This is a genomic window from Arthrobacter sorbitolis, from assembly GCF_054510995.1.
This window is the reverse complement of the sequence record NZ_JBTNDM010000009.1, coordinates 113139-131833: the sequence shown is the minus strand read 5'-3', so window position 1 is coordinate 131833 and position 18695 is coordinate 113139. Positions and strand designations below refer to the sequence as shown.

Here is an 18695-nt window from a genome sequence, read left to right as displayed (position 1 = left end):
AGCTGACCCACCCCTTGACGCATGGCCGGCGGGGCCCTTCCCCCCCAAGGTCTGCTCCCGGTCGCGGTCGGACAGGGCGCGACGCCACCCGCGCCGCGCCCTGTCCGACCCGCCCGACACCAGTTCGTGCTGCGCACCAAGGAGGCTGTGCTGTGGAAGATATTGCAGAAAAAGGGCTACAGGTGGTGGTGGGGCTCGCCGTCTTCGCCGCCATCATCGGCCTCATCATGTTGGTCGTCGACCGGGCGCCGAAAAGCGGCCGGGAGAAGGTCCAGATCGCCGGGTTCCTGGCGCCGGCCCTCGTCCTGCTCGCCGTCGGCCTCGTGTTCCCCGCGCTGCAGACCTCGTACCTCTCCCTGACGGACCGGAACGGCGACTTCGTCGGACTCGACAACTTCGTCTGGATGTTCACGCAGCCCGAGGCGCTGGTGACCCTGCGCAACACGGTCATCTGGGTCGTCCTCGTCCCGCTGCTGGCCTCCTCGATCGGCCTCGCCTACGCGGTCTTCATCGACCGTGCCCGCGGCGAGAAGGCCCTGAAGGCGCTCGTCTTCATGCCCATGGCGATCTCCTTCGTCGGTGCGGGCGTCATCTGGCGCTTCGTCTACGCCTACAAGGGCCCCGAGCAGGACCAGATCGGGCTCTTCAACCAGATCCTGGTGTGGTTCGGCCAGGAACCGAAGCAGTTCCTGCTCGATGCGCCCGAGAACACGCTGTTCCTGATCGCGGTCATGATCTGGATCCAGACCGGTTTCGCGATGGTGGTCCTGTCGGCCGCCATCAAGGGCATCCCCACGGAGATCGTCGAGGCGGCGCGGCTCGATGGTGCCAGCGCCTGGCAGCAGTTCACCAACGTCACGATCCCGACCATCAGGGGCTCCCTGATCGTCGTCGTCACCACCATCACGATCGGCACGCTGAAGGTCTTCGACATCGTCCGGACGATGACGGCGGGCCAGTACGAGACCTCGGTGGTGGCCAACGAGATGTACACCCAGGCGTTCCGGGCCGGTGAACCCGGACGGGGTGCCGCGCTGGCCCTGGTCCTGTTCCTGATGGTGCTGCCCGTGGTCGTCTACAACGCCCGGTTGCTCCGCAAGCAGAAGGAGATCCGATGAGTACCGTGCCCCTGGAGAACACCAGGCCCCTCCTGCCCGGCGCCGGGGAGGACGGCTCGCCGGAGCGCCCCGCGCTGCAGAAGCGGGTCCGGCAGCGCCTGACGTCCCGTACCGCGACAGCGGCCGCGGTCATCATCGCCGTCATCTGGACCATCCCGACCTTCGGCCTGCTCGTCTCCTCCTTCCGGCCCGAGGACAACATCAAGGGCAACGGCTGGTGGAACGTCATCACCGACCGCCAGTTCACCCTTGAGAACTACGCCGACGTCCTCAGCCCCGGCGGCAGCCAGTCCCCGAACCTGCTGTCCTACTTCGTCAACTCGCTGGCCATCGTCATCCCGGGGACGATCTTCACGCTGGTCCTCGGGTCGATGGCCGCGTACATGTTCGCCTGGGGCCGGTTCAAGGGCAAGGACAGCCTGTTCATCTTCGTGTTCGCCCTGCAGATCGTGCCCCTGCAGATGGCGCTGATCCCGCTCCTCCAGCTCTTCACGCAGGTGCTGAAGTTCGGCGATGTCCAGCTGCTGCCGAGCGGCACGTACGCGCAGCTCTGGGTGGCCCACACCATCTTCGGGCTGCCGCTGGCGATCTTCCTGCTCCACAACTTCATCGCCGAGATCCCGGGAGAGGTCATCGAGGCCGCGCGCGTCGACGGCGCGGGCCACAGCACGATCTTCTGGCGGATCATCATCCCGCTCGCCACGCCCGCCCTCGCCTCGTTCGGCATCTTCCAGTTCCTGTGGCTGTGGAACGACCTGCTGGTCGCCCTCGTCTTCTCGGGCGGCGGGGCCGACGTCGCCCCCATCACGCAGCGCCTCGCCGAGATCCAGGGCTCGAGGGGCGGCGAGTGGCAGCGGCTCACCGCCGGCGCCTTCGTCTCGATCATCGTCCCCCTCGCCGTGTTCTTCGGGCTGCAGCGCTACTTCGTCAGAGGGCTGCTGGCAGGCGGCCTGAAGGGCTGAGGCATGACGAGCATCGACGACGTCGCGGCGGCCCTCGGGGTGTCCACCGCCACGGTGTCCCGCGCCCTGCGCGGGCTGCCGGGGGTGGCCGAGGAGACCCGCGCCCGGGTCACGGCGACCGCCAAGAGCCTCGGGTACGTGCCGTCGTCGGCGGCGTCCGGACTGGCGTCGGGGCGCACCATGGCCATGGGCGTCCTCCTCCCCGCGATCGACCGGTGGTACTTCTCCGCGGTGCTCGAGGGCGTCGACCGGCAACTGCGCGCCGCCGGGTACGACCTGATCGTGTTCAGCCTCGGCGGCGACGGCGTCAACCGCGACCGTGTGTTCCACCGCTCGATCCTGCGCAAGCGCATCGACGCCCTCCTCGTCATGTGCATGCACCTGACGGCGGAGGAGCGGGAAGCGGTGCAGCAGCTCGAGTACCCGCACATCGTCGTGGGCGGCGCGGTCGAGGGCGTACGCCACGTCGGGATCGACGACGCGCAGGCGGCGCGCGACGCCGTCGAGCACCTGATCGGGCTCGGCCACACGAGGATCGCGCACATGCGCGGCGGCGGATCGTTCGACATCGACTTCGAGGTGCCCCGCATCCGTGGGCACGCGTACCAGCAGACCATGGCGGACCACGGCCTCGCCGTGCGGGAGGACTGGTCGGCGTTCGGCGACTTCAAGTTCGCCACCTCCCGTGTCGCGGCGCTGGCCCTGCTCGCCGATCCGGCGGACCGCCCGACGGCGGTGTTCTGCTCCTCCGACGAGATGGCGTTCGGCGTGCTGCGGGCGGCGGCCGAACTCGACATCGACGTGCCGGGCGCCCTGTCCGTCATCGGGATCGACGACCACGAGTTCGCCGAGCCCATGGGCCTGACGACCATCCGCCAGGACCCCTCGGACCAGGGCGCCTACGCGGCGGACCTCCTGCTGGGGGAGCTGCTGCGCAACGAGCCGGCCGAGTACCCGCCGGCCCGCCCCCACCTCCTCGTCGAACGGGCGTCGACCGGGCCGCTTCGCACCTGAGTCCCCGCGCCTAGTCCGGCTGTGCTCCTGGTCGACGCGGGGTCAGGACGCGCGGGCGAGCTGGCGGATCGGGATCCACCGCGAGGCGAGGCGCCGGTAGGAGGCGGCCGCGCCCATCATGTCGGCCTCGGCGAGGCTCTCGATGCCGAGGCGCACGTCCATGGGGGAGTCGTCCGGGAAGACCCGGTCGGCCACGGGGCCGTAGTCCACCTCGACCACGGCATCGCGCCGGAACACCTCGAGCCACTCGACGATCTCCGTGAGCTCGTCCAGCAGGTCCATCTCCGGTGCGCCGATCGCGAGCTGGGCGACCGAGCGCCTGCCGCGGTCGATGCAGTCGCCGATCCTCGCGGAGATCCGGACCGTCGAGACCCGCCCGTCGTCCTCGACGACCTCCGTCAGGTCGTCCTCGTGGATCAGGACGAACCAGGCGAACGGCACCCCCCACGTCGCGGAGCGGGTGTGCAGCTTCGCGACGGTGTCCGCGAACGTGTCAGGGTCCAGCCGCGCCTGGTGTGCCTCGCGGGCCACCTCGGGCACGAGGACGTCGATCAGGGGGCCGCGCAGGCTCTGGTCGAGCGACTCGGCGGCGAGGGTGGTGCGGACGGCCAGCTGGTTGGGGCAGTAGTAGGGCGCCGTGGTGCCGCTGAGGCCGGGGAAGTGGGTGACCCGGACGAGGTCCGCCTCGTGGTGCGGGAAGGGATCGGACACGCTGCGCAGGATCCGGCGCAGCGACTGCTCGTGCTCGAGGGTCTCGGTCAGGGTCCGCTCCCGCGCGCGCTGCTCGAGGATCACCAGCTGCTGCGCGTCGGAGAACGCGTCGAGGGGCTCGTAGACGCGGAGGTAGGAGACGTAGGGGAACGGCCTGCCACCGCCCGTCGGGCTCACGGCCCGCTGAGTTCCACGATGACGGGAGCGTGGTCGGAGGCACCCTTGCCCTTGCGCTCCTCGCGGTCCACGAACGCGTTCGTGGCACGGGCGGCGAGGGCGGGCGAGCCGAGGACGAAGTCGATGCGCATGCCCTCCTTCTTGGGGAACCTCAGCTGCGTGTAGTCCCAGTACGTGTAGAGGCCGGGCCCAGGCGTGTACGGGCGCGCGACGTCGGCGAACCCGGAGTCGAGGAACGCCTGGAACGCGGCACGCTCGGGCGGGCTCACGTGCGTGTAGCCGCCGTTGACGAACAGGTCGATGTCCCAGACGTCCTCGTCCCGGGGGGCGATGTTCCAGTCACCCATCAGGGCGATCTGCGCCTCCGGGTCCTCGTCGATCCAGCGCTGCGCGTGGCCCCTGAGGACGTCGAGCCACTCGATCTTGTACGGCATGTGCGGGTCGTCGAGCGCCCGCCCGTTCGGGACGTACAGGCTCCAGACGCGCACGCCGCCGCAGGTCGCGGCGATGGCGCGGGCCTCCTGGACCGCCTCCTTCCCGGGCTTGCCGAAGGCGGGCTGACCGGGGAAGGTGCGCTCGACGTCGTCGAGCCCCACGCGCGAGGCGATGGCGACGCCGTTCCACTGGCTCAGGCCGAAATGCGCCACCTCGAAACCGCTGTTCTCGAACAACTCCCAGGGGAAGTTGTCGTCCTTGCACTTGGTCTCCTGAATGGCCAGGACGTCGACGTCGGACCTGTTCAGCCACGCCTCGACGCGGTCGGCGCGGGCACGGAGGGAATTGACGTTCCAGGTGGCGATCTTCACGGACCCTACGTTACCAACGGCGGTGTTTACTCCCGCCACCACGAGTCGAAGATACTCACGGGCACGGTGCGCTTGTGTCGTGTGATCCAGTAGCGGTGCTCGATCGACTTCGCCGCGTCGGGGTCGACGTCGCGTCCCTCGAGGTAGTCGTCGATCTGCTCGTAGGTCAGCCCGAGCTCGTTCTCGTCGGCCCGGCCGGGCAGGTCGTCGAGCAGGTCCGCCGTCGGGATCTTCTCGTAGAGGGCCGCGGGCGCCCCGAGTTCCTTCAGCAGCGCGCGGTTCTGGCGCTTGTTGAGGCCGAACAGCGGCAGGATGTCCGCGCCGCCGTCGCCGAACTTCGTGAAGAAGCCCGTCACGGATTCCGCGCCGTGGTCCGTGCCGACCACGAGCAGGTTGTGCTGCCCGGCGACGGCGTACTGCGCCACCATGCGCGCGCGGGCCTTCGTGTTGCCCTTGGTGAAGTCGGAGATGCGCTCGCCGATGGTGTGCGCGTACTCCTCCTGGAAGCCGTCGACGGCGGGCGCCACGTTGAACACCCTCGACGTGCGCGGCTCGATGAAGGCGAGGGCCGCCTGGGCGTCCTCCTCGTCCTTCTGCACGTTGTAGGGGAGGCGCATCGCGATGAAGTCGGCGTCGATGCCCTCGGACCGCAGTTCGTCGACGGCGAGCTGGGCGAGCTTTCCGGCGAGGGTCGAGTCGAGTCCGCCGCTGATGCCGAGGACGAACCCGCGGGTTCCCGTGGACCTGACGTAGTCCTTCAGGAAGGCGACCCGGCTGCGGACCTCGGCAGCGGGGTCGATGGTGGGCTTGACGCCCATTTCCTCGATGATCTGTGCCTGGAGTTCACGCATGACCCCTAGGCTACTCCGCTTCGATTTCTACGAGGTTACGAATCCGGGTGGGTTCCAGCCCTCTGGGGGCCGCCGCGCCGGGTGCCCAGACCCGGTGGGGATGTGCCCCGGGTCTGGGCGGCCGAGCCGGGTGCGCGGACCCCTGGGACCCGGCGCGACCCTCCGACGGAGGCGGGTTACTGGCTGAACGCCGCGTCGAACGAGGTCTCGGACGGCGCGAAGTCGAAGCCCTTCAGGAAGGCGAGGGCCTCGGGTGCCCCCTGCAGGCGATCCATGCCGGCGTCCTCCCACTCCACCGAGACGGGCCCCGTGTAGCCGATGGCCGTCAGCGCCCGGAAGCTGTCCTCCCAGGGCACGTCCCCGCGCCCGGTCGAGACGAAGTCCCAGCCACGCCGCGGGTCGCCCCAGGGCAGGTGGGAGGACATGATCCCGTTGCGGCCCCCACCCATGCGCATCTTCGTGTCCTTGCAGTCCACGTGGTAGATGCGGTCCTTGAAGTCGGAGATGAAGGCCACGGGATCGATCTGCTGCCACATGAAGTGGCTCGGGTCCCAGTTGAGGCCGAACGCGGAGCGGTGGCCGATGGCCTCGAGGGTGCGCTGGGTGGACCAGTAGTCGTAGGCGATCTCGGAGGGGTGGACCTCGTGGGCGAAGCGGACGCCGCACTCGTCGAAGACGTCCAGGATGGGGTTCCAGCGGTCGGCGAAGTCCTGGTAGCCCGCCTCGATGGTGCTCGCGGGGACGGGCGGGAACATGGCGACGTACTGCCAGATCGAGGAACCGGTGAAGCCGACGACGGTGTCCACGCCGAGCTTCTTCGCGAGCCGCGCCGTCAGTTTCATCTCCTCGGCGGCGCGCCGGCGCACGCCCTCGGGGTCGCCGTCGCCCCACACCGTCGACCCGACGATCGCCTGGTGGCGGAAGTCGATCGGGTCGTCGCAGACGGCCTGGCCCTTGAGGTGGTTCGAGATGGCCCAGACCTTCAGGCCGTTGCGCTCGAGGATGTCGAGGCGGTCCTGGATGTAGGCGTCGTCGTCCCACCGCCAGGCGTCGAGGTGGTCGCCGGACACGGCGATCTCGAGGCCGTCGTAGCCCCACCGGCCGGCGAGCTCGGCGACCTTCTCGAAGGGGAGGTCGGCCCACTGGCCGGTGAACAGGGTGAAGTTGCGGGTCATGCAGGCTCCTTGGCTGGGATGGACGAGTGGGCGGGGATTGCGGGACCGACCTGCACGACGGCGCTCCGGGCCGCTGCGCTCTCCTCGACGGCGGCGAGCACGCGCTGGAGCTGCAGGCCGGCCTCGAAGGAGGGCTGCGTGGGCTCGCCCGTCCGGATGGAGGTGAGGAAGTCGCGCAGCTGGTGCGTGAACGTGTGCTCCCAGCCGATGATGTGGCCCGGCGGCCACCATGCGTCGAGGTAGGGGTGCCCCGGCTCGGTGACGAGGATGCGGCGGAAGCCCTGCTCGGTCGCCGGGCCGGTCGCCTCCATCAGCCACAGCTCGTTGAGGTTCTCCAGGTCGAAGCGGAGCGCCCCGCGCTCGCCGAAGACCTCGACCCGCAGACCGTTCTTCACCCCGGTGGCCACGCGCGAGACCTCGACGGTGGCGACGGCCCCTCCGGCGAGTTCGGCGGTGATCCAGGCGGCGTCGTCGACGGTGACCGGCTCCCGCCCGTCGGGGCCGGGCCGCTCCGCCACGAACGTGCGCAGGCGGCCCGAGACCTCGGCGACGTGCTCCCCGGTGAGGAACTGCACCTGGTCCAGGGAGTGGGAGGCGATGTCGCCGAGCGCCCCCGAACCGGCGGTCTCCCGGCGGAGCCGCCAGGTCATGGGGGATTCGGCATCGGCCAGCCAGTCCTGCAGGTAGGCGACGCGCAGCTGGCGGATGGAGCCCAGCCGTCCGTCCGCGATGAGGTCCCGGGCGTGGGCGAGGGCCGGGACGCGCCGGTAGTTGAATCCGACCATGGACTGGATGCCGTGGTCGCGTGCCCGGACTGCTGCGGAGACCATCTCGGCGCTCTCGTCGATGCTGTTCGCGAGCGGCTTCTCCACGAGGACGTGCTTGCCCGCCTTCAGCGCCTCGATGGCGATCTCGGCGTGGAGGTAGCCGGGGGTGCAGATGTCCACGATGTCGACGTCGTCCCGGTGGATCGCCTCGCGCCAGTCGGTGGAGGACTCCTCCCAGCCGTAGCGCGCGGCGGCCTCCGCGGTCCGCTCTGCGTCCCGGCCGACGATGACGCGCCGCGCGGTGGCGGGGACGTCGAAGTGGCTGCCGACCGTGCGCCAGGCGGCCGAGTGCGCCTTGCCCATGAAGGCGTAGCCGATCATGGCGACGCCGAGGGGGCGGGCCGCGGGCCCGTCCGGTACCTGACCGGCAGAAGGGGATGTCATCGTGTTCTCTCCAAGGGGGTGCGGTGGGGCGCGGCTACTCGACGGAGTGGGCCGCCTTCCAGTATGTCGGACTTCTGCCGGCCGTCGGGCAGAAGATCGTACCGGGACTGCGTGACGGCATCCCTCCACTCCGACGTGGGACCTCCCGGCGTCAGGAGTGGCTCTGCAGCGTCGAGGAGGCGCGGCGGGTCTGGCTGGGCTCCGTCCTCCGGAGGAAGGCGAGCCCGTCCCGAGCCAGGTGGTCCTGGCTCGCGGCCAGGGGGCGCCAGATCGACGCCGCGACGGCGATGCTCGCGTTGTGTGCGGTGAAGCTCTCGATGTTCACCGGCCCGCCGTAGCGCACGTCGTCGAGCGCGGCGAAGAGTGCCGGCCAGTCCGTCTGGTCCCCTCCCGGCGCCCCACGGTCGTTGCCGCACACCTGCAGGTGGACCAGGTGCGGGCCCGCGCTCCTGATGGCCTCGGCGGAGGAGCGCTCCTCGATGTTGAGGTGGTACGAGTCGAGCGCGAGGCCGACGCCGCTGCCGAGCAGCGGCCCGAGCGCGGTGAGGGCCTGGTCCACGGTGTTCAGGAAGGACGTCTCGTACCGGTTGAGCGGTTCGATGCCGAGGACCACGCCGGCGGCGACCGCATGGTCGGCGACAGGTGCGAGATTCTCCCGCAGTTCCGCGCAGGCGGCCTCGCGCTCGTCGTCGTCCATCCTCCAGACCCGGCCCGTGGCGGTGTAGAAGGGACCGCACACCGTCCCGGCCCCGATCGCCTGTGCCAGGTCGATGCAGTCCAGCAGGTAGCGCTGGGTCTCGCGGGTCGCGGCGGGGGAGGCGCCGACCAGATCCCTGCCCGGCGCCATCGCTCCGACCACCGTGGGCACCAGGCCCGTGGCGGCCAGGGCGTCGCGCACCACTCCTGCCGTGAGGTCCCCCGCGTTCTCGAGGGGGAGCTCCACGCCGTCGAACCCCAGGTCGGCGATCCTGGTGAGGAGGGGAGGCAGGCCCGCGTCCGTCAGCGGTGAGGTCCACACCCACGTGTTGATCCCGAGGGGGCGGGTTGCGCCGTCGTCCATGGTCCTGCCTCCTTCCTCGGCCGTGCGTTCCGATGCCTTCGTGCGTCAGGGGATCTGGCGTTCCTGCCACACCGTCGGGTAGCCGGGCAGGTCCTCGCCGCCGAACTTGGCGTAGTGCCCGTCGGGCATGCCCTCGTTGGCGGTCAGGAACTCGCCGCGCTGGTCCTCGGTGATGGGCGACTGGGGGAGGACCCACTCGGCCGGCACCTCCTCGCCCGCGAAGATCTTCTGCAGCGCGAGCAGCGGGGTGCGCCACTGGAAGTTCGAGTACACCGGCGCCAGGGCGTCGATGCCCGTCTCGTCCCACTTGCGCAGGAAGCTCATCTCGTCCTCGCCCGTCATGACGGGCAGGTCCGCTCCGGCGTCCTCGAAGGCCTCGATCGCGGCGACGGCGCCGTCGCCCGCGTCCATCCAGACGCCCTGCACGTCACCGGTGGCGAGTTCGTCCGAGATGATCGACTTGATCTCCACGGGGTCGGCGCCGGTGAAGTAGTCGACCGCCTCGATGCCGTTCTCCTCGAAGATGCGCTCGGCCGCCGCCCACCGCTGCTCGAGGACGTCGACCCCGGGGAGGATGCGCAGCGCCACGACCTTGTCGCCCTCCCCGAGCCGCTCGCTGAGGAACTCGGCGGTGTCGATACCCCAGGCGAAGCCGCCGATGGGGTGGATGAACGAGACGGCGCAGTCCGTCTGTACGCCGCGGTCGAATACGACCACCGGCTTGCCGGTCTCGCAGGCGCGTTCGACGGCGGGCGTCATGGCCGCCGTCGAGTTCGGGGAGATGACGAACGCGTCGCAGTTGCCCTCGGCGATGAAGTAGTCGATGTCGGCGATCTGCGTGTTGTCGTCGTCCTGCGCGTCGCGGGTCTCCATCTCCGAGATGACGCCGGCGTCCTGCAGCACCTGGAGCTGCTGGTTCATGGTGATCCAGCCGGTCTGGCGCCAGGGGTTGGAGATCGAGGCGTTGGAGAAGCAGACCTTCTGCGGCCCCTCGGCGGCGAAGGCCGCGGTGTCCGTCATCTCGCCGTCGATGTACTGCAGGTACGGCTGCGCGGGGTCACCCTCGAAGGTGGCCGAGCGCTGCCCGTCCTGCTCGTCGTAGACGGCCTGGTCGAACCACTCCGTGCCGTCCTCGGTGGGCTGCGCGGCCTCGGTGGATTCCGCGCTCGCCGTGCCCTCCGCGGCCGGTGGGTCCTCGATGGATGAATCGGTGGTGCAGGCCGTCAGGGCGAGCAGCGACGTCGCTGCGATCACCGTGACCTTGCCCAGGATGCTTCCACGCATCATGTTCCTCCCTCAGTGCCCGGTGCGGGCGTCGGTGCTGCTATCGGACGGTGTTCGTCATGGGCCTGTGTGCTCGCGCCGCGGCGCTTGCGCTGCCAGTTCCGGGACGCGGCGGCGACGGCGACGATGATGATGGCGCCCTGGACGCTGTCGCGCCAGGTCGACTCGACGCCGAGGAAGTTCAGGAGGGTGAACAGCAGTTCGAGGGCGAAGGCGCCCGCGGCGGCGGACAGGACCCAGCCGCGCCCACCGCCCAGCACCACCCCGCCCAGGACGACGGCGGTGATCGCCGTGAACTCGTAGCCCTGCCCGACGGACGGGTGGACGCCGGCGTAACCGACGAGGATCACGCCGGCCGCGGTGGCGGCGACGGAGGAGAGCATGAAGGCCCGCGTGCGGATCCACCAGACGGGCGCGCCGGTCAGGGCGGCGGCGGAGGGATTGTCCCCGACGGCCACGAGCGTGCGCCCGTAGGGCCGGCGCATGAGCCAGACGGCCGCGGCCGCGACGACGGCGAGCAGGATGACGGGGTAGGGCAGCACCTCGAGGACGGGGATGTCCTGGATGCCGCCGCGGCCGATCTGCCGGAAGCTGTCCGCCGGGTTGCCGGTGGCCGCGCCGCCCGTCCAGAACAGGACGAGGCCGAGCAGTGCCAGCATCGTCCCGAGGGTCACGATGAAGCTCGGCACCTTCAGGAGCGTCGTCACGAGGCCGTTCACCAGCCCCACGAAGGCGCCGAACACGATCATGAGGGCCAGGACCGGGAGGGTGCGCGACTCGTCCTGGCCGATCAGGTTGCCCGCGATGATGACCTGCGCGGTCACGACCGATCCCATCGACAGGTCGAACTCGCCGGAGACGATCACGAAGTACTGCCCGATCGCCGCGATGGCGATCGGGGCCGTCCGGCCGATGAAGCGGATCAGGGAGCCCGGCTCGCCGAAGGAGGGGTTCGCCGCCAGGACGGCGACGAAGAGGACGGCGACGAGGACGAAGATCGCTCCGCTCGGGGTGCGCAGGGCCCGGAGGACGCGCTCGCCACGGGGGGACCGGTTCTGCTGGAGGACCGCGCGTTCGGTGGCGACGCTCATGCCGGCACCTCGTTCCGTGCATCGGTGCCGTCCCCGCGGGTGGGCTTGTTCCCCTGCCGGGACACGCCCGGCCCCGGTGGCGGCGCGGCATCGCCCTGGCGGGACGGCCCCCGGCCGAAGCGCGCCGGCCGCTGCGCCGTCCTGCGCCGTGCGTAGACGGCCACGGCGACCACGATCACGATGCCGCGGACGACGTCCTTCAGGAACGGGTTGACCTGCAGGACGCTCATGATGTTGTCCAGCATGGCGAAGATGAGGACGCCGCCGAGCGTGCCCACGAGCGAACCCTTCCCGCCGGCGAGGAGTGTCCCGCCGAGGACGACGGCGGCGATCGACAGCAGGTCGTACCCGCCCTGGGAGCCGATGGTCGGACTGCCGACGCCGAGGCGGGCGGCCAGCAGCAGTCCGGCGAGGCCCGCCATCGTGGAGCAGATGACGTGCGCGGCGATGACCGGTGTCCGGGTCCGGACGCCGGACATCCTCGCCACCGGCGCATCACCCCCGACGGCGTACATGGCATGGCCCAGGCGCGTGGTGTTCAGCATGACCAGCACGACGGCGGCGCACGCGAGCATGATGAGGGTGGACACCGGGACGGGGCCGATCCCCGTGGCCCCGATGAGGCGGAACGCGAGGGGCGCCTGCCCCGCGCTGCCCTGGTAGGTGGAGCCGAGGTAGCCGCTCACGATCAGCCCCATGCCCAGGGTGGCGATGAAGCCGTGCACCTTCAGCCCTGCCACCACGGCTCCGTTCGCCAGACCGATCAGGGCGGACACGAGGAGCGCCACGAGCACTGCGGGCAGGATGTTCCCCGCCTGGTTCGCCATGATCCCGGCTCCGACGAGGCTCGAGAGGCTGATCACGTAGGGGACCGAGAGATCGAGGCTCCCCACGAGGATGACGAGCGTCTGGCCGATCGCGATGAAGCCGAGGATGCTCGTCCCGGTCAGGATGTCGGAGATGTTGCCGGCGCTGAAGAAGTTGCGGCCGGTGGTGCCGACGAGGACGGTGCCCGCGATGATGGTCACCAGGGCGACGAGGTAGACGATGTGCGTCGAGGTCAGGCGGTTCACGGCGACACGCCCCGGGCGCCGGTCGCCAGCTGCAGTACCTGTTCCTCCGAGGCCGTCGGCGGCATCTCACCGGCGATGAGCCCGTCCCGCATGACGATCACGCGGTCGGACATGCCGAGGACTTCGGGGAGCTCGCTCGAGACCATGAGGATGGCCTTGCCTTCCTGCGCCAGCCGGCGCATCAGCGAATAGACGGCGACCTTCGCGCCGACGTCGATCCCGCGGGTGGGTTCGTCGAGCAGCACCACCTGCGGGTCGATCGCCAGCCACTTGGCGAGGACGACCTTCTGCTGGTTCCCGCCCGAGAGGAACTGCACCTCCTGGTCGAGATCGCGGGCCACGACCTCGAGGGACGAGAAGACGCCCGGGGCCTCCCTGCGGGCGGCGGCGGTGCGGCGGGGGTACACGGAGCGCACCACGCCGAGCGCGTTGTCGAGGATCGACTGGTTGAGGCTCAGGCCCTGCGCCTTGCGGTCCTCGGTGATGAGCGCGATCCGGTGGCGGATGGCGTCCCTGGGCGAGCGCGGCCGGTAGGGCCGGTCCCCGAGCGTCATGGTCCCCCGCGTGAAGCCGGCGGCGCCGAAGACCGCCTCGACCAGCTCCGTCCGCCCCGACCCCTGCAGCCCGGCCACCCCCACGATCTCGCCGGCGCGGAGCACCAGGTCGACGCCGTCGAGCTGGTCGTTGCCGCCGCCGCTGATCCGCAGCAGCGGATCCCCCACGGTGGTGCCCGGGAGGGCCTCGGGGAAGAAGGCCGAGATGGGCCTGCCCACCATCGCGCGGACCAGGGAGGCGTCGTCGAGCCCGGACGCGGGGGACGAGGTCACGATCCGGCCGTCCTTCAGCACCGTAATCGTGTCGCAGAGGTCGAAGATCTCCTTGAGCCGGTGGGACACGTAGAGGATGGCCGTCCCGCGCCTCCGGAGCCGGTCGATGATGCCGTAGAGCAGGTCGACCTCGGGGCCCGCGAGCGCCGCGGTGGGCTCGTCCATCGAGATGATGCGGGCGTCGTAGCTCACCGCCTTGGCGATCTCGACGATCTGCTGCTGCGCGACCGAGAGCGAGCTGACCGACGCCGTCGGGCGGATGCTCGTGATGCCGAGCTCCTCCAGCAGGTCGGCGGTGGCCTGGTTCATGGCCCGGCGATCCACGAGGAGGCCCTTCCGCGGTTCCCGTCCGAGGTAGATGTTCTGGGCGACGGTGCGCTCCGGCAGCAGGTTGAACTCCTGGAACACCGTGGACAGGCCCGCCTGGTGCGCCTGCACGGGGTGGCTGAACTCGACCGGTTCGCCGTCGAGCTCGACGCGTCCGGCGTCCCGGACGTACACGCCGGCGAGGAGCTTCATGAGCGTCGACTTGCCGGCGCCGTTCTCGCCGACCAGCCCGTGGACCTCGCCCGGGAAGAGTTCGAGCGAGGCGTCCTGCAGCACGGGCACTCCGAAGAAGCTCTTCGAGAGCCCTGTCACGCGCAGGATCGGGGTCGGAGCCCCTGGGGTGTTGACTTCGTCGTCCACGCGGCCACTGTGACACGGCCCCACACTTTTGTCGAGGGACCATCAAAAGATGCCTTCCAAATGTTATCGCCGGCGGAAGGGGCCATCGGAAGTGCCGGGTGCTTTACTGAAAGGGTGCTCACGTCATCGACCCGGATGCCCGAGGGGGTCTCCACCCAGCGGCCGTCGGCCCTGGCCGCGTCCGGCGCCAGCGAGGTGTTCCAGGTGCTGCGGGACGGCCAGCCCCGCACCCGCGCGCAGCTGGCGCAGGTCACGGGGCTCGCCCGGTCCACCGTCGCCGCGAGGATCGACGCCCTGCTGTCCCTCGGGTTCGTGGCCCCCTTCGGCGGTGCCGCGTCCACGGGTGGGCGGCCCCCGTCGCTGTTCGCCCTGAACCCCGGAGCCCGCGTGGTGATCGGCGCGGACCTCGGCGCCACCCACGCGATCGTGATCCTCGCGGACCTCTCCGGGCGGGAGCTGGGGCGCGCCCAGCAGCAGATCCGGATCGGCGACGGGCCGGAGGCGGTCCTGGGCTGGCTGGCGGCCGCCATCACGGGCCTGCTGGAGCACGACGGCCGGGCGGCCGACGAGCTCGCCGCCGTCGGCATCGGCCTGCCGGGTCCGGTCGAGCACGACACCGGACGCCCCATCAATCCGCCCATCATGCCCGGCTGGGACCGGTTCGACGTGCCAGGCTTCATCCAGCGCGACTTCCCCGTCCCGGTCCTCGTGGACAACGACGTGAACATCATGGCCCTGGGCGAGCTGAACGCGAGCTGGCCCGGCGTGGCGGACCTGATGTTCATCAAGGTGGCCACCGGTATCGGGGCCGGGATCATCCTGGGCGGGGTCCTGCAGCGCGGCGCGCAGGGCACGGCCGGCGACCTGGGCCACGTCCGCGTGTCCCGCGGTGGGGAGACCATCTGCCGCTGCGGGAACGCGGGCTGCCTCGAGGCCATCGCCGGCGGGCCGGCGCTCGCCGCGGCACTCAGCGAGGCCGGCGACAGGACCCTCACGGGCAGCCAGGACGTCGTCGAACTGGTCAGGTCCGGAGACGTCCAGGCGCTGCAGGCGGTACGGCAGGCGGGGCGCGACATCGGCGACGTCCTCGCGACGTGCGTCAATCTCGTCAACCCCTCCGTGATCGTGGTCGGCGGGGCGCTCGCGCAGGCCGGCGAGCACCTCCTCGCCGGGATCCGCGAGGTCGTGTACACGCGCTCGCTCCCGCTCGCCACCGAGCACCTGCGCATCGTCCCCTCCGTCTCGGGGCAGAACGCCGGCGTCGCAGGCGCTGCCGTGCTCGCCATCTCCCACGTCCTCTCGCCCGAGGCGATCGACGCGGCCAGCGCACGCCTGGCCGGCTGACCGGGGCGACCCGACCCCGCTGGGAGGAGCGGGATCCGGCGCTGGTCCCGCGGCTCGCGCACGGACGGCGTGGCCGCGGCGGGGAGTCCGTCAGCGGGCCCGGCGCGTGACAGGACGCCGCCCGCCCGTCGATAGACTGGCCGCATGACCGCCGAGACCCCCGCGCAGACCACCGACCGCACCCGGCTCCTCGAGCTCATCAGGGAACTCGCCGTCGTGCACGAGCGCGTGACCCTCTCCAGCGGCGTCGAGGCCGACTACTACATCGACCTCCGCCGCATCACGCTCCACCACGAGGCCTCCGCCCTCGTGGGCCGGGTCATGCTCCGGCTGCTCGACGACGCCGGGATCACCTTCGAGGCGGCCGGCGGCCTGACGATGGGCGCCGACCCCGTGGGCACCGCCGTCATGCACGCCGCCGCGCAGGCGGGCCGGCCGATCGACGCGTTCGTGGTGCGCAAGAGCCAGAAGACGCACGGCATGGGCCGCCAGGTCGAGGGACCGGACGTGTCGGGCCGTCGCGTCGTCGTGCTCGAGGACACCTCGACCACGGGCGGCTCCGCGCTCACCGCCGTCGAGGGCGTGCGCCGCGCCGGCGGTGCGGTCCAGGCCGTCGCGGTCATCGTGGACCGCACCACCGGGTCGAAGGAGCGCATCGAGGCCGAGGCCGGCGTGCCGTACCTCTTCGCGTTCGGCAAGGACGAGCTCGGCCTGGCCTGACCGGCGCCCGGGCGGCCGTGGGGACCGGCACGTGAAGGACGACGACGGCCGGGTCCTGCAGCGTGCGCAGGACTTCCGTGAAGCCTCCCGCCGGTCCTTCCTCCTCGGCTCCGCGGCAGCCGCCGTGGTGACCGCCGATCTCGCGTTCACGAGGGTCATCCAGTCCCAGCGGGACCAGACGCGCATCCTCCCGCTCGACGACGACGGGGCACGGGCCCGGTTCCCCGACGACCGCTGGATCCTCTTCCCCGGGTACAAGACCAGCTGGGAGGAGGGCCTCTGGATCCTCAACTCGCTGCGCCCGGTGCTCTCCAGGCGGGCGCAGCTCGCCGTGCTGGGGTATTCCAACCGTGGCCTCGACATCAACAACATCGTGGCCACCCTGAACCGCTACGTGGAGAACTTCCGCCTCGAGAAGCTCTACTTCTACGGCCACAGCTTCGGCGGCATGGTGGCCGTCGAGGTCGCCGCGCGCCTGCGCGACCGCGGGATCCCCGTGGAGCTGATCCTGCTCGACTCGTCCCCGTCCAGCCGCTACGACGTCCGGGACCAGCGCATGTTCGACGGCGTCGTGCTGCTCTACGAGGCCGGGGTGCGGGTGCCCATCAGCGTGCGCGGCACCTACGAACTGGGCGAGCGGATCGTCCACAAGAACGAGCGCACCTGGAGCCAGATCGTCGACCAGACCCTCGAGCAGCTCTCGCCGCTGGCGCCCAGCAGCGAGCTCATCCAGTCCGAGTCCTCGTACATCTACCACTTCGACGTCACCCGGTTCCGGCTGTCCCTCGGGGACACCAGGGTGGTGTTCGCGGGGAACCCGGACGACGGCGTCGTCGACTACGCGACGGCCCGCGCCGGCTGGGCGCGGGAACTGCCCGACAACGTGGTGTCCGTGGACCACGTGACGGAGGGCGCCCTGCCCGCGCACGCCAGTCCGCAGTGGAACCCCGGAATCTACCAGGGCATCGTCGCCGCGGTGCAGCGCGAGTACGTCCCCGTGCCCCGCGGCGGCGGCACGAAGCGGGCGTTCTGACCGGGCGGGCCGCCCCGCTCAGACCTGGTCGATCAGGTCCGCCACCGACGTGCAGATCTGCGCCGGCCGGAACGGGTAGGCGTTGATGTCCTCCGGCTGCGTGATGCCGCTGAGCACGAGGACCGTGTGCAGCCCCGCCTCCATGCCCGCGATGATGTCCGTGTCCATGCGGTCGCCGATCATCGCCGTCGTCTCCGAGTGCGCGTCGATCCGGTTCATGGCCGAGCGGAACATCATCGGGTTCGGCTTGCCCACGATGTACGGGTCGCGGCTCGTCGCGGCCGTGATCATCGCCGCGATGGCGCCGGTCGCCGGGAGCGGGCCCTCCTTCGACGGCCCGGTCACGTCGGGGTTCGTGGCGATGAACCGGGCGCCCTCCAGGATCAGGCGGACCGCCTTCGTGATCGCCTCGAACGAGTAGGTGCGGGTCTCGCCGAGCACCACGTAGTCCGGGTTCGTGTCGGTGAGGACGAACCCGGCCTCGTGCAGCGCCGTGGTCAGCCCGGCCTCGCCGATCACGTACGCCCTGCCTCCCGGCAGCTGGTCCTTCAGGAACTGGGCCGTCGCCAGCGCCGACGTCCAGAGGTTCTCCTCCGGGATCTCGAGCCCTGACGCCTTCAGGCGTGCGGCGAGGTCGCGCGGCGTGTAGATCGAGTTGTTGGTCAGGACGAGGAACCGCTTCGACGTCGCGACCCACCGATCGATCAGTTCGGCGGCGCCGGGAATGGCATGGTTCTCGTGCACCAGCACGCCGTCCATGTCGGTGAGCCAGCACTCGATGTGTTCGTTCTCGCGCATGGGGCGTCCTTCCGGGGGAGTTGACCGTCCGCTGCCAGTCTTCCACTTCCGGCGCCGTCTAGGCTTGAACAGTGGAACAATCCCTGCCGAACCCCCGTCCCGTCCTGCCCGCTCCCGAGGCGCCGGCGGTCGGCGTCGGGCCGTGGGAGGGCGACTGGCCGGAGGGCGAGCACTGGGACTCCGGCCTGCTGGCGGCGGGCGACACCCGGAACGTCACCGACGGGTACCGGTACTGGACGCACGAGGCCATCGTCGCGGACCTCGACGAGCGCCGGCACGGGTTCCACGTGGCGATCGAGAACTGGCAGCACGACCTGAACATCGGCTCCGTCGTGCGCACCGCCAACGCCTTCCTCGCCAAGGAGGTGCACATCATCGGACGACGGCGGTGGAACCGGCGCGGCGCGATGGTCACCGACCGCTACCAGCACGTACGCCACCACCCCACGGTGGCCGACTTCACGGCCTGGGCGGAAGCAGAGGGGCTCACGGTGATCGGGATCGACAACTTCCCGGACTCGGTGCCGCTGGAGACCTACGACCTGCCGGAGCACTGCGTGTTCGTCTTCGGCCAGGAGGGCCCCGGCCTCACCCCCGAGGTGCACGAGGCGGCCGAGGCCACGCTCTCGATCGCCCAGTTCGGGTCCACGCGCTCCATCAACGCCTCGGCGGCCGCGGCGATCGCCATGCACGGCTGGGTGCGCCGGCACGTGTTCGGCCAGCACGTCTGACCAGGTCCGCCGCCGCCGTCAT

18 protein-coding genes are annotated in these 18695 nt (G+C 70.7%); 7 read left to right on the top strand and 11 right to left on the bottom strand.

The annotated features are described in order from the left end of the window. Positions 1–152: 152 nt before the first annotated feature. From ACX80K_RS14590 to ACX80K_RS14580, 3 genes are read left to right on the top strand one after another with little or no spacing between them, the layout of a single operon-like run. Entirely contained in the window at positions 153–1118 is a 966-nt protein-coding gene (locus ACX80K_RS14590; protein ID WP_104180507.1) for a carbohydrate ABC transporter permease, read from the top strand. After that, positions 1115–2080, top strand: a complete 966-nt coding sequence (locus ACX80K_RS14585) for a carbohydrate ABC transporter permease (protein WP_459272615.1) — start codon at positions 1115–1117, stop codon at positions 2078–2080. Before ACX80K_RS14590 ends, ACX80K_RS14585 begins: the two co-directional genes overlap by 4 nt. 3 nt (positions 2081–2083) lie before the next feature. Next, entirely contained in the window at positions 2084–3094 is a 1011-nt protein-coding gene (locus ACX80K_RS14580) for a LacI family DNA-binding transcriptional regulator (RefSeq protein ID WP_459272614.1), read from the top strand. A gap of 42 nt (positions 3095–3136) precedes the next feature. On the opposite strand, the gene ACX80K_RS14575 is transcribed toward ACX80K_RS14580, so the two are convergent. The 10 genes from ACX80K_RS14575 to ACX80K_RS14530 form a co-directional block, all read right to left on the bottom strand. Next, entirely contained in the window at positions 3137–3982 is an 846-nt protein-coding gene (locus tag ACX80K_RS14575; RefSeq protein ID WP_459272613.1) for a hypothetical protein, read from the bottom strand. Continuing rightward, positions 3979–4788, bottom strand: a complete 810-nt coding sequence (locus ACX80K_RS14570; protein WP_459272612.1) for an exodeoxyribonuclease III — start codon at positions 4786–4788, stop codon at positions 3979–3981. The genes ACX80K_RS14575 and ACX80K_RS14570 overlap by 4 nt, the downstream gene beginning before the upstream one ends. Before the next feature lie 26 nt (positions 4789–4814). Next, entirely contained in the window at positions 4815–5639 is an 825-nt protein-coding gene (gene nadE / locus ACX80K_RS14565) for an ammonia-dependent NAD(+) synthetase (protein WP_459272611.1), read from the bottom strand. A 176-nt stretch (positions 5640–5815) separates the two neighbouring features. Continuing rightward, the gene (locus ACX80K_RS14560) at positions 5816–6814 is read right to left on the bottom strand and encodes a sugar phosphate isomerase/epimerase family protein (RefSeq protein WP_459272610.1); all 999 of its coding nucleotides are present in this window, start codon (positions 6812–6814) and stop codon (positions 5816–5818) included. Further along, complete coding sequence (locus ACX80K_RS14555; RefSeq protein WP_459272609.1) at positions 6811–8025, bottom strand: Gfo/Idh/MocA family protein; 1215 nt, start codon at positions 8023–8025, stop codon at positions 6811–6813. Before ACX80K_RS14555 ends, ACX80K_RS14560 begins: the two co-directional genes overlap by 4 nt. A gap of 151 nt (positions 8026–8176) precedes the next feature. Continuing rightward, positions 8177–9085: a sugar phosphate isomerase/epimerase family protein gene (locus ACX80K_RS14550; RefSeq protein WP_459272608.1), complete on the bottom strand. Its 909-nt coding sequence runs from the start codon at positions 9083–9085 to the stop codon at positions 8177–8179. A 45-nt stretch (positions 9086–9130) separates the two neighbouring features. Continuing rightward, complete coding sequence (locus tag ACX80K_RS14545; protein ID WP_459272607.1) at positions 9131–10369, bottom strand: substrate-binding domain-containing protein; 1239 nt, start codon at positions 10367–10369, stop codon at positions 9131–9133. After that, positions 10369–11460, bottom strand: coding sequence for an ABC transporter permease (locus ACX80K_RS14540; protein ID WP_459272606.1), 1092 nt, complete (start codon positions 11458–11460; stop codon positions 10369–10371). Before ACX80K_RS14540 ends, ACX80K_RS14545 begins: the two co-directional genes overlap by 1 nt. Further along, positions 11457–12533, bottom strand: coding sequence for an ABC transporter permease (locus ACX80K_RS14535; protein ID WP_459272605.1), 1077 nt, complete (start codon positions 12531–12533; stop codon positions 11457–11459). Before ACX80K_RS14535 ends, ACX80K_RS14540 begins: the two co-directional genes overlap by 4 nt. Continuing rightward, the gene (locus tag ACX80K_RS14530; protein WP_459272604.1) at positions 12530–14047 is read right to left on the bottom strand and encodes a sugar ABC transporter ATP-binding protein; all 1518 of its coding nucleotides are present in this window, start codon (positions 14045–14047) and stop codon (positions 12530–12532) included. Before ACX80K_RS14530 ends, ACX80K_RS14535 begins: the two co-directional genes overlap by 4 nt. Positions 14048–14182: 135 nt before the next feature. On the opposite strand from ACX80K_RS14530, the gene ACX80K_RS14525 reads away from it, so the two are divergent. The 3 genes from ACX80K_RS14525 to ACX80K_RS14515 all read left to right on the top strand — a co-directional run bounded on the left by ACX80K_RS14525 (position 14183) and on the right by ACX80K_RS14515 (position 17144). Next, the gene (locus ACX80K_RS14525) at positions 14183–15391 is read left to right on the top strand and encodes an ROK family transcriptional regulator (RefSeq protein ID WP_459272617.1); all 1209 of its coding nucleotides are present in this window, start codon (positions 14183–14185) and stop codon (positions 15389–15391) included. Positions 15392–15535: 144 nt separating this feature from the next. Continuing rightward, a complete protein-coding gene (gene pyrE, locus ACX80K_RS14520; protein WP_459272603.1) occupies positions 15536–16111 on the top strand; it encodes an orotate phosphoribosyltransferase in 576 nt (191 codons plus the stop codon). Positions 16112–16142: 31 nt separating this feature from the next. Next, the gene (locus tag ACX80K_RS14515; protein ID WP_459272602.1) at positions 16143–17144 is read left to right on the top strand and encodes a thioesterase domain-containing protein; all 1002 of its coding nucleotides are present in this window, start codon (positions 16143–16145) and stop codon (positions 17142–17144) included. A gap of 18 nt (positions 17145–17162) precedes the next feature. Here the strand turns inward: ACX80K_RS14515 and ACX80K_RS14510 are convergent, their stop codons facing one another. Beyond that, entirely contained in the window at positions 17163–17942 is a 780-nt protein-coding gene (locus ACX80K_RS14510; protein ID WP_104180522.1) for an HAD-IIA family hydrolase, read from the bottom strand. Positions 17943–18013: 71 nt separating this feature from the next. On the opposite strand from ACX80K_RS14510, the gene ACX80K_RS14505 reads away from it, so the two are divergent. Then, positions 18014–18673 carry a TrmH family RNA methyltransferase gene (locus ACX80K_RS14505; RefSeq protein ID WP_459272601.1) on the top strand — a complete coding sequence of 220 codons (660 nt, stop codon included), beginning with the start codon at positions 18014–18016 and terminating at the stop codon, positions 18671–18673. The last annotated feature ends 22 nt before the right edge of the window (positions 18674–18695 follow it).